General features: G+C 51.7%; 9 protein-coding genes. All 9 read left to right on the top strand.

Features of this window, described 5'->3' with window-relative positions:
- Positions 1-30 precede the first annotated feature (30 nt).
- Entirely contained in the window at positions 31-270 is a 240-nt protein-coding gene (locus RAHAQ2_RS12120) for an LPXTG cell wall anchor domain-containing protein (protein WP_015697512.1), read from the top strand.
- Between the two features lie 168 nt (positions 271-438).
- A complete protein-coding gene (locus RAHAQ2_RS12115; protein WP_015697511.1) occupies positions 439-1,347 on the top strand; it encodes a D-amino-acid transaminase in 909 nt (302 codons plus the stop codon).
- Positions 1,348-1,617: 270 nt separating this feature from the next.
- Positions 1,618-2,142 (top strand): hypothetical protein, encoded by a 525-nt coding sequence (locus tag RAHAQ2_RS12110; RefSeq protein ID WP_015697510.1) that lies wholly within the window; start codon positions 1,618-1,620, stop codon positions 2,140-2,142.
- A gap of 14 nt (positions 2,143-2,156) precedes the next feature.
- The gene (locus RAHAQ2_RS12105; protein ID WP_015697509.1) at positions 2,157-2,462 is read left to right on the top strand and encodes a hypothetical protein; all 306 of its coding nucleotides are present in this window, start codon (positions 2,157-2,159) and stop codon (positions 2,460-2,462) included.
- Between the two features lie 105 nt (positions 2,463-2,567).
- A complete protein-coding gene (locus RAHAQ2_RS12100; RefSeq protein ID WP_015697508.1) occupies positions 2,568-4,280 on the top strand; it encodes an ABC transporter ATP-binding protein in 1,713 nt (570 codons plus the stop codon).
- Positions 4,281-5,056: 776 nt separating this feature from the next.
- Positions 5,057-6,166 (top strand): porin OmpC, encoded by a 1,110-nt coding sequence (locus tag RAHAQ2_RS12095; protein ID WP_015697507.1) that lies wholly within the window; start codon positions 5,057-5,059, stop codon positions 6,164-6,166.
- Positions 6,167-6,438: 272 nt separating this feature from the next.
- Positions 6,439-7,449, top strand: coding sequence for an N-acetyltransferase DgcN (dgcN, locus tag RAHAQ2_RS12090; RefSeq protein ID WP_015697506.1), 1,011 nt, complete (start codon positions 6,439-6,441; stop codon positions 7,447-7,449).
- A complete protein-coding gene (gene dgcA / locus RAHAQ2_RS12085) occupies positions 7,449-8,414 on the top strand; it encodes an N-acetyl-D-Glu racemase DgcA (protein ID WP_015697505.1) in 966 nt (321 codons plus the stop codon). The genes dgcN and dgcA overlap by 1 nt, the downstream gene beginning before the upstream one ends.
- A gap of 34 nt (positions 8,415-8,448) precedes the next feature.
- Positions 8,449-10,317 (top strand): ABC transporter ATP-binding protein, encoded by a 1,869-nt coding sequence (locus RAHAQ2_RS12080; RefSeq protein WP_015697504.1) that lies wholly within the window; start codon positions 8,449-8,451, stop codon positions 10,315-10,317.
- Positions 10,318-10,339: the final 22 nt, after the last annotated feature.

Genomic DNA, 10,339 nt, shown 5'->3' with positions numbered 1-10,339 from the left:
TCTTTATTTTATTGCTCAAGGACGCATCTGATGGCCACCCCAAGACAACCTATGACCGTAGCCCGCCGTTTACTTCGCAACAGCCTGATTTTATTGGTTATCGGTATTGTTGCCACGATCCACGGTTTAGTGGTCGGCAGTCCGGAAACCCCGCCGGGAGAAATGGCACCGCAACTGATGCTCGGCATCTGGTTTATCTTTATCGGCTGCGTGATGGCGCTGATCAGCGGGTTAGTGATCCGCAACAAAAAGAAAAAAGGCGAACTCTGATCTTTCGCTACACACCGAATCAGCGCTCATCAGGGCGCTTTTTTTATGTCAGCAGTGGCGTAAACCTGCGTTACGTCAACGTCACGCGCTCAGTTTTCACGCAATTTATTCTTTCACTCGTATTACAGCTAATAAAAATCCTAATCAACGTTGGCCAGGAAAAATAACATGACCAGAACGGTATACCTCAACGGGGAGTTTGTTGCCGAGCATGACGCGAAGGTGTCGGTATTTGATCGCGGTTTCTTATTTGCGGATGCCGTCTATGAAGTCAGCGCCGTACTGAACGGACGTCTGCTCGACAACACGGCTCATCTTGCGCGGCTTGCGCGTTCCTGTCAGGCGCTGAACCTGCGTCTGCCTTGTGCGCTCAGTGATATTGAGACTCTGCAAAAACGTCTGATCGCTGAAAACAATCTGGTGGAAGGGGCGGTGTATCTGCAAATCAGTCGCGGCAACAGCGGCGACCGTGATTTTGATTTCCCCGGTGAAAGCGTAACGCCGACTTTTCTGATGTTTACGCAGGCGCGCCCGCTGACAGACCACCCGAAATCAAAAAGCGGTATCCGCATGGTTTCCGTTGAGGATATCCGCTGGCAGCGTCGTGACATCAAAACCGTTGGCCTGCTGGCCCCGTGTCTGGCGAAAGAGTATGCCCATCAGCATGACGCCGACGATGCCTTACTGATCGAAAATGGTCTGATCACCGAAGCCAGCTCCAGCAATGCCTGGATCGTAGATGCTGACGGCACGCTGATCACCCGACCGCTGAGTACGCACATCTTACATGGCATCACCCGTCAGGCACTGCTGGAACTGGCGAAGCAGCACCATATCCACTTTGAGGAACGTCCGTTCACGCTGGATGAGGCACTGAATGCGCGGGAGATCTTTATCAGCTCCGCCACCACCTTTATCTGGCCAGTGATCGCGCTGGACGGGAAGCCGGTTGGCGACGGAAAACCGGGTACGGTTGCCGCAAAATTGCGGGCGATTTATGTGGCGATGGCGGTGGAAGCGAGCCAAGGGAAGACGGCTCCTCCCCCTGCGAAAGGGGAGGATGGGAGGGGGTTTTAATGGCTAACACCTTGTTGAAGCATACTTTTACTTTTTGATGTTGACCTTAATACCCCACCCCAACCCTCCCCTTCGCAGGGGAGGGAGTGAACGTTTTTAACCTGAAAGTAATCTCTCATCGCTTTTTTATTTCAATGATAAAAATGACCTCATCATTTGATTGAAAATGATTTACCGGTTGATTGCACCGTTTCTCTCTTGTGACTAATTTTTGAAGGCAGGGGCAATGGAATAATGTCCACCTTCGGAATCAGTCACAGGAGAGGTATTTTGAAATTAAGAATTCAATTCCAGGTCGCGATATTAATTATCGTGATGGCGATGGCCGGTTGTTCCACGCATCAGTACGACACGACGTTAGATAATCAAATCACCGAATTCCAGATTAAAGCCGACCGGCAATTTGTGACCTGGAGTGCGCAGGCAATGGCTGATAATACGCAACCTGCCTCACCGGTTGTTGCCTGTCAGGCTGCGCCCGTAGCCGCAGGGCAACCGCTTTCCCTTGTTTCTTCCTTTTCTGAACCAGACAATCAGTTTTTCAATTCCACTGAAACCGATTTAGCGCTGATTGAATCGCGCACCAAAGTCCTGAATAACAATCCTGCGATTGACCAGCAGATGTCCGGTCTGAGAAATATCTTCTATCAGATTAAATATAAAAGACAGCATTGTTCGCAACAGGATTCCCCGGCGTATATCAATATTCAGCGCAAACAGGTGGCAGTGATTATGCAGTCAATGCTGACATACCAGTTGGTATTAAAAAATGGCACAGGCACATCACTACGATAATCAGGGTGAACAGAATGAGTGATATTTTTGATTTAAGAGACAGGGCAATCAATGCGGCAAAAGCGTCACTGGGCGCAAACTGGAATACGGTGGCAAACAGTGCCGTTCCGCAGATAGAAGCTTTACTTCAGCTAACATGGGAAATCGAAAAGGGCAAAGGCAGTTTCCGTTCGGGGGAGTATGAATCTTTGCTGGCGACCCAAAAATCCACTTTCGTGGCGGTGCTGACTACCTATGAGGCGATCACCGCGGAGATAGCCTGGCAGGCTCTGAATGCGGCGTTTGCCGTGATTTTGAGCGGGGTGCGCAAAGTTTTGTGAAAACGGCGTTCTGGCGGGTGAGTCTAAAATTATCTTTATCGATAACCATTTTCATTTAGACTGACGGACTTGCCCGCCTCCGGGCCGTTTCTATGAGGATGTCTGATGCTCCGCCGTTTCTTCTCTTATTACGCGCCTTATAAAAAACTGTTCTTCCTCGACTTCGGGTGCGCCATTCTGGCCGGATTGCTGGAACTGGGCTTTCCGATGGCGATTAAAACCTTTATCGATAAATTACTGCCCGCGCACGACTGGGTGCTGATCATCGGTGCGACGGTCGGACTGTTGCTGATTTACCTTTTTAATACCGCGCTGATGGCGATCGTCAACTACTGGGGACATGCGCTGGGCGTCGGCATTGAAACTGACATGCGGCGCGAGGCGTTCAGCCATTTACAGAAACTGTCTTTCCGTTATTACGACAATACAAAAACCGGCCATATCATCACCCACGTCACCAAAGATCTGGAAGAAGTGGGCGAGATCGCGCATCACGGACCGGAAGATGTTTTTATCGCAGTAATGACTTTCGTCGGTGCGTTCATTCTGATGGCGACCGTGCATGTGCAACTGGCGCTGATGACCATCATTATTGTGCCGGCGATGACCTGGATGGTCAGCCGTTACGGGGCGCAGATGACTGAAACCTGGCGGCGTCTGTTCGGGCAGGTGGGGAATTTCAACGCACGTATAGAAGAAAGCATCGGCGGTATTCGTGTGGTCAAAGCCTTTGCCAACGAAGAACATGAGCAAAAGCTGTTCGCTTCTGATAACGCCAGTTACCGGACCACCAAGCTGAAAGCCTATCAGATCATGACCGCCAGCCTGACGCTCAGCTATCTGAGCACGCGCCTGGTTCAGCTGATTGTGATGGTCGCAGGCACCTGGTATGTGATTAACGACCAGCTGACGTACGGCGGATTCGTCGGTTTCCTGTTGCTGGTGGAAGTGTTTTTCCGCCCGGTGGCAAAAATCAGCTCGGTACTGGAAAGCTATCCGAAAGGGATTGCCGGTTTTAAACGCTTCACGCAGCTTATTGATACGTCGCCGGATATCACTGACCGGCCGGGCGCACGGGTAGTGAGCCATTTACGTGGTGACATTCATTACGACAATGTGGTGTTCGGCTATACGCCGGTCAGTAAAATTCTCAACGGCATCACGCTGACCATCAATGCCGGAGAAACGCTGGCGTTCGTCGGGCCTTCCGGTGCGGGAAAAACCACGTTGTGTTCGCTGTTGCCCCGTTTTTATGAGCTGGACAGCGGCAGCATCACTATCGATGGCATTGATATCCGCGACATGACCCAGACCTCTCTGCGCCATAATATCGGTATTGTGCAGCAGGATGTGTTCCTGTTTGGCGGAACGATCCGCGAGAATATTGCTTACGGTAAGCTCGATGCCAGCGAAGCCGAAATCCGCCTGGCCGCCAGCCGCGCACGGCTTGATGACGTGATTGACGCCCTGCCGCTCGGCATGGACACGGTCATTGGTGAGCGGGGCGTGAAACTTTCCGGCGGGCAGAAACAGCGTCTTTCAATTGCGCGAATTTTCCTGAAAAATCCACCGATCCTGATACTGGATGAAGCGACGTCAGCACTTGATACGGCTACCGAGCAGGCTATCCAGCAATCGCTGGCGGAGCTTTCTGAGGGCCGGACCACGCTGGTGATTGCCCATCGCCTGGCAACGATTCAAAATGCTGACCGCATTATTGTGGTCGATAAAGAAGGCATTGTTGAGCAGGGTACACATGAATCACTGCTGGCTCTTCAGGGGCGCTACGCACAACTTCACGCCGCACAGTTCCGCTAATACTGTGGCTCCCTCTCCTGCAAAAGGAGAGGGTTTAAACGGCGAATTAATCGCCGCTCAAAATCAAACTCTCTCCCAACATTTCCCGATCCTTTTCCGATGTACGCTCTCTTTTAATATTTCTCTTTTAGTAAAAGCCCGTTTTGAATAAAAATGACGCAATTCGGTCAGGGAAAAATATTCAATTTCGTTCAATTAAATCACGCAGGTAATTATTATTGCCTTTAATTTGGCTTTATTTTGTTCAATGGCTTTATTAAAAATCCTAAGACTAAAAAAATTCAGTCGTACAAAAATCTTATGGCTGCTTTTTCTATTAATGTGATAATGAACTTACCCTTGTGATAATTACTCTGCTATGCACCATTTAAATGCAATGCCTCATAATCTCGCCGTAATTCATTAACGATTGTTAACAGTTAAAAACCTTTTGATAAAGGTGATCTGGCTTGCAACAACTTTACAAAGTGAGTGCTGTTTTGCACCAAAAAAGCGCACCGCACTGTTGTGGTGCAAAACGTTATGCTAAAACCGCATATAATCAGCGGGTTAGCGACTTATGATAGAAACATAATGTTACAACTCTTTACGCTAAAAAGACTTATTGAGGCGAACTTTTCCATTTTAACTTTTCGTGCTCAGTGTTAAGGTTCGAATCGCTTTACAGACAGACGTATTTAAAAACATGTACAAATACTCACAGCCCGATATTCCAGACCTATAAAAGAAAGCGGGCATGAGAACTCCTTTATAAAAAAATCAAGGAAACTTAAATAATGATGAAGCGCAGTGTGTTGGCCTTAGCGGTCTCTTTAATTGCAGTGGGATCTACCGCAAATGCGAGTGAAATTTATAATAAAGACGGTAACAAACTGGACCTGTATGGTCGTGTAACCGCTAAGCATTATTTCTCCGATGATAAAAGTTCTGACGGCGACATGACGTATGCGCGTCTGGGCTTTAAAGGCGAAACTCAAATTAACGACACACTGACCGGTTATGGCCAGTGGGAATACAATATTCAGGCTAACCATACTGAAAGTACCTCAACTACCCTGAATTCAGATGGGACTACGAGCAGCCACGGCGGTACCGAAGGGACTAAAACGCGTCTGGGCTTTGCTGGCCTGAAAATTAAAGATTTCGGTTCTATTGATTACGGCCGTAACTACGGTGTGGTTTACGACGCACTGGGCTTCACCGATATGTTGCCTGAGTTTGGTGGTGATACGGCTAACAATGACAACTTCATGGTAGGTCGTTCAAATGGCCTGGCCACTTACCGTAACCAGGACTTCTTCGGTCTGGTTACCGGCCTGAACATTGCACTGCAATATCAGGGTAAAAACGAAAACGACGGTCGTTCAGCGTCTAAAGGCAACGGTGACGGTTACGGTGCATCCATCGATTATGAAGATATCGCAGGTTCTGGTATCGGTGCAGTTATTGCGGGTTCTTCTTCTGACCGTACTAATGCACAAACCAGCTCCACAATCGGTGCTGGTGATAAAGCTTCTGCATGGGCAACTGCGCTGAAATATGACGCAAACCAGATTTATCTCTCTGCAATGTATAACGAAACCCGCAATCTGGCACCGATCAAGGGTGGTTACGCTAACAAAACTCAGGGTTATGAGTTGGTTGCACAGTATCAGTTTGAAAATGGCCTGCGTCCGTCAATCGGTTACGTGCAGTCTAAAGCGAAAGATGTTGAAGGCGTTGGCGATGCTGACCTGGTCAAATACTTCGAAATCGGTGCGACTTACTACTTCAACAAAAACATGTATACCTATGTTGACTACATGATCAATCAGATCGATGACAACAATAAACTGGGCGTAAGCTCTGACGACATCGTTGCTGTAGCACTGACTTACCGCTTCTAAGTTAGTGGATTACATTATTACCCCATTCTGTGTCTGAAAAAGGTAATCGCAAAGGCAGAGTTCATTGGCTCTGCCTTTTTTTGTGCCTGTCATTCCCCGTCTTTACGTCATCTCCCCATCTTAAATAACAACAATAAATTCATATAGCTAAAGCTATAGCCTCAGGTTATACCCCAGCCCCAAACAAGTATTCGTCAGCCAGTGTCAGCCATGGAATATTCTCTGCAGTCTGATTAAAACCCCATTAGAAAAATAATCCCGGAGAAACTGACATGCAGCAAATTCCAAAGCCGTATCTTTTATTCCTTGGTGATGTGATGGATCCGCTGGCGGCAAAAACCGCGCGCGGTATTCACGTCTGGCGTCCTGAAGCCTGCGTCGGGCAGATTCGTCTGGCGACAGATTCTGTATCATTAGGGTTACCGGATCTGGATATCGCCACGGCAAAAGCGCAGGGCGCGAAAACCATGGTACTGGGTACGGCAAACTCCGGCGGTAAATTACCGGCACACTGGATTGATTCGATAAAAGCGGCGATCAGCGCCGGTCTGAATGTGGCGAACGGCCTGCATCAGGGGCTGAATGACATTCCTGAGCTGGTCGCGCTGGCCGCAGAAAATAATGTGCAGTTGTTCGATGTGCGCCACATGCAACCGGAACTGGATACCGGCACCGGTAAAAAACGCAGCGGCAAACGCATCCTGACTGTCGGTACTGACTGCTCCGTGGGCAAAATGTACACTTCGCTGGCGCTTGAAGCCGCCATGCGCGAGCTGGATTTAAACGCTGACTTCCGCGCTACCGGCCAGACCGGCGTACTGGTGGCCGGTGCCGGGATTGCCATTGATGCGGTGATTGCCGACTTCATTTCCGGTGCTGTCGAAGCGCTTTCCCCGGCCAATGATGACGATCACTGGGACATCATTGAAGGGCAGGGTTCGCTGTATCACCCGTCTTTTGCCGGTGTCAGCATGGGCCTGATCCACGGCGCGCAGGCGCATTTACTGGTGATGTGCCATGAACTGGGCCGCCCGCATATGCGCCATCTCCCGCATCAGTTTATGCCAACACTGCGCCAGTGCCTCGATACCAATCTGGCGGCTGCCAGCCTGACCAGCCCCGATGTCAGACTCGCCGGTTTCTCGCTTAACACGTCCTCTGTCAGTGAAGAAGAAGCCAAAATTGCGCTGGCGGAGATCAGCGAAGAATTTGGCGTACCGGCTACCGATCCGGTGCGCTTCGGGATCAAAAACATCGCGCAATGGATCAAGGAAAACGCCTGATGATCCAGATGACTTTCCAGACCGTTGAACTTCCGCTGGCAAAACCCTTTGCGATTTCCCGTGGTACACGCACTGCCGTCACGGTGGTGCGTGTTTCCCTGACGGACGGCAAATTTACCGCAGTCGGAGAATGTACGCCGACCGCCCGTTATCAGGAATCCCCGCAAAGTGTGTGCGGGCAACTGGAGCTTATCCGCCCGCAGATTGAACAGGGGCTGAGCCGCGAAGCGCTGCAACAGGCGTTACCGGCTGGTTCGGCGCGCAATGCCCTCGATTGTGCAATGTGGCGTCTTGATGCGGCAAAACAGGGCAAAGACCTGTGGCAACTGCTTGATATGCCTAAGCCTGTTTCGGTGATTACCGCCGAAACCCTGAGTCTGGATCTGCTGGAAAACATGGCAAATGCCGCCGCTGTGGCCGTCGCCGGTGGCGCGCAACTACTGAAAATCAAACTCGACCGCGAGCAGATTATCGAGAAAGTGGCGGCCATCCGTGCCGCTGCACCACAGGCTACGCTGGTGGTGGACGCTAACGAAGCCTGGTCGGGTCTGGATCTCGGCAGCCTGTTTCAGGCGCTGCACGAATTGAACGTGGCGATGATCGAACAACCCCTTCCTGCCGGTAATGACAACGATCTGGTGCGTTGTTTGCATCCTGTTCCTGTCTGCGCCGACGAAAGCTGTCATGAACGCGGAGATATCGAAGGGCTGCGTGACCGTTACGAGATGATCAATATCAAGCTCGACAAATGCGGTGGCCTGACGGAAGCGCTGGCCATGACCGGGGTGGCACGGCAGTCCGGTCTGCGCATTATGGTCGGTTGCATGCTGGGTTCATCCCTTGCGATGGAGGCGGCGCTGCCGGTGGCGGTGCAGGCGGAACGGGTCGATCTTGATGGCCCGATCTGGCTGGCGCAGGACGCCGAACCGGCATTGCGCTATGAAAACGGTGAAGTCTGGCTTTAACAGTTCAGCCTGTCTATAAAGGAGGCGTTTATTGATGACAGTGCCCATTTTGCAGATTAACGATTTGTCGGTGACGTTTTCCGGCCGGCAAGGCAAAACGCAGGCGCTGAAAGGCGTTTCCTTCTCGGTGAATAAAGGTGAAGTGGTGGCGGTGGTCGGCGAAAGCGGATCCGGTAAGTCCGTCACTTCACTGAGCGTCATGGGGTTGCTGCCGGATTCGGCGCACATTGACGCGGGCAGTATCGAATTTTTTGGCCGTAACGGCACGTGTCATGCGCTGACCGCCATGTCGGCAGAATCACGCCGCAAGCTGCGTGGTCAGGAAATGTCGATGATCTTTCAGGAGCCGATGACCTCGCTCAATCCGGTGCTGCGCGTGGGCGATCAGCTGACCGAAGGGCTGCTGGATCACGGCATGGCGAATAAAGCCACGGCGCTGAACAAAGCCCGCGAGCTGCTCAAACAGGTTCGCATTCCTGACGTTGAACGCATCCTAAAATGTTACCCGCACGAACTTTCCGGCGGCATGCGTCAGCGTGTGATGATTGCGCAGGCGCTGGCCTGCGATCCGGCGCTGCTGATTGCCGACGAACCCACGACGGCGCTGGATGTCACGGTACAGGCGCGCATCCTGCAAATTCTGCGCGACCTGCAACAGGGCACCGATATGTCGGTTCTGTTTATCACCCATGACATGGGCGTGGTGGCGGAAATCGCCGATCGCGTGGTGGTGATGTATCAGGGCAAAGTGGTGGAGCAGGGCAGCGTGACGGAGATTTTCGCCAACGCGCAGCATCCTTATACCCGCGCCTTGCTGGCCGCCGTGCCGAAACTGGGCGACATGCAGGGGCTGAAATGGCCGCGCCGCTTCCCGTTATTAGGGGACAAAAGCGGGCAAAAAATTTCGCCAGAAAAGCAATCGGTTGCAGATGATCCTCATCACACTTCAGACGATGACGGTGATCAGAAAACTGCCAATTATGCTGCACCGCCGTTACTGGATGTGCGCGGTTTGCGCGTCTGTTACCCGATCCGCTCCGGTGTGTTGTCCCGTGTGACCAAAGAAGTCCACGCTGTCGAACAAATCGACTTCTCCATCTGGCCGGGTGAAACGCTGGCGCTGGTGGGCGAGAGCGGTTGCGGCAAATCCACCACCGGCCGGGCGATTTTGCGACTGGTCGGCAGCGAATCCGAAAGCATTCATCTTGAAGGTAAAGAAATTACCCTGATGCGCGACACGCCGTTTCAGGCCGTTCGTCGCCAGATCCAGATGGTGTTTCAGGACCCGTATGCGTCACTGAATCCGCGTCTGACCGTCGGGTTTTCTATTGCCGAACCTTTATTACTGCATGGCCTGAAAAAGTCTCTGGCCGATGCCACGCCGGTGGTCAGTCAGTTGCTGAAAAGTGTCGGACTTGAACCTTCCCATGCGCGGCGTTATCCGCACGAATTTTCCGGCGGCCAGCGTCAGCGCATCGCGATCGCACGTGCCATGGCATTGCAGCCGCAGGTAATCATTGCCGACGAGGCCGTGTCGGCGCTGGATGTGTCGATACAGGCGCAGGTGGTCAATCTGATGATGGATCTTCAGCGCGATACCGGCGTTGCCTGGCTGTTTATTTCGCATGACATGGCGGTGGTGGAGCGGATCGCCAATCGCGTGGCGGTGATGTACAGCGGACAGATTGTCGAGATAGGCCCGCGCGATGCTGTGTTTAGTAATCCTAAACATCCATATACCCAGCGCCTGCTCAGTTCGGTTCCGGTGGCGGATCCGACGCAACGTGCTTTACGCAATTTTGATGATGTGGACGTGAAATCGCCGGTGCATCCGGCGGGTGTACAGATAGAAAAACTCAAATATTCCCGCGTCAGTGAACATCACTGGGTCGCACAGGGATAACTCAACATTCTTTTTTGGGACA

Source organism: Rahnella aquatilis CIP 78.65 = ATCC 33071 (assembly GCF_000241955.1).
GTDB classification, from domain to species: domain Bacteria; phylum Pseudomonadota; class Gammaproteobacteria; order Enterobacterales; family Enterobacteriaceae; genus Rahnella; species Rahnella aquatilis.
Note: the sequence above shows the minus strand (reverse complement) of the source record. Positions and strands in the feature narration are given on the sequence as shown.